At 68.7% G+C, this 702-nt stretch carries 2 pseudogenes; both read left to right on the top strand.

The annotated features are described in order from the left end of the window. A pseudogene (gene ipdE1 / locus A9W96_RS23225) lies at positions 1-580 on the top strand (acyl-CoA dehydrogenase IpdE1); the annotation flags it as partial. Beyond that, positions 577-702: pseudogene (locus tag A9W96_RS31700) on the top strand (short chain dehydrogenase); the annotation flags it as partial. The pseudogenes ipdE1 and A9W96_RS31700, both read left to right, overlap by 4 nt.

Below are 702 nucleotides of genomic sequence, written 5' to 3'. Positions count from 1 at the left end.
GCCGCTGGATCAGCCCGGTGTCCAGGTCCGTCCGATCATCCAGCTGACCGGTGACTCGGAATTCAACGAGGTGTTCTTCGACGACGCCCGCACCGAGGCCTCTCTGGTGGTCGGCGAGCCCGGCGACGGCTGGCGGGTCGCCATGGGGACGCTGACCTTCGAGCGTGGGGTCTCGACGCTCGGGCAGCAGATCCGTTACGCCCGTGAGCTTTCCAACCTCGCCGAGCTTGCCCAGCGGACCGGCGCCGCCGAGGACCCGTTCATCCGCGAGCGGCTGACCCGGGCGTGGACCGGGCTGCGGGCCATGCGCAGCTACGCGCTGGCCACCATGGATGTCGAGCAGCCCGGACAGGACAACGTGTCGAAGTTGTTGTGGGCCAACTGGCATCGCGACCTCGGCGAGCTGGCCATGGACGTCATCGGCAAGCCGGGGCTGACCCTGGCCGACGGCGAGTTCGACGAATGGCAGCGGCTGTTCCTGTTCACCCGCGCGGACACCATTTACGGCGGGTCCAACGAGATCCAGCGCAACATCATCGCCGAGCGGGTGCTCGGCCTACCCCGAGAGGTGAAGGGATGAGCCTGTCCGAAGCCCCGAAAGAGATTGCCGGACACGGACTTCTGCAGGGCAAGGTGGTGGTCGTCACCGCCGCCGCGGGCACCGGCATCGGCGCGTCGACGGCACGACGGGCGCTGGCCGAG

Source organism: Mycobacterium sp. 1245852.3 (assembly GCF_001669335.1).
Taxonomy (GTDB): Bacteria; Actinomycetota; Actinomycetes; order Mycobacteriales; family Mycobacteriaceae; genus Mycobacterium; species Mycobacterium europaeum_A.
Note: the sequence above shows the minus strand (reverse complement) of the source record. Positions and strands in the feature narration are given on the sequence as shown.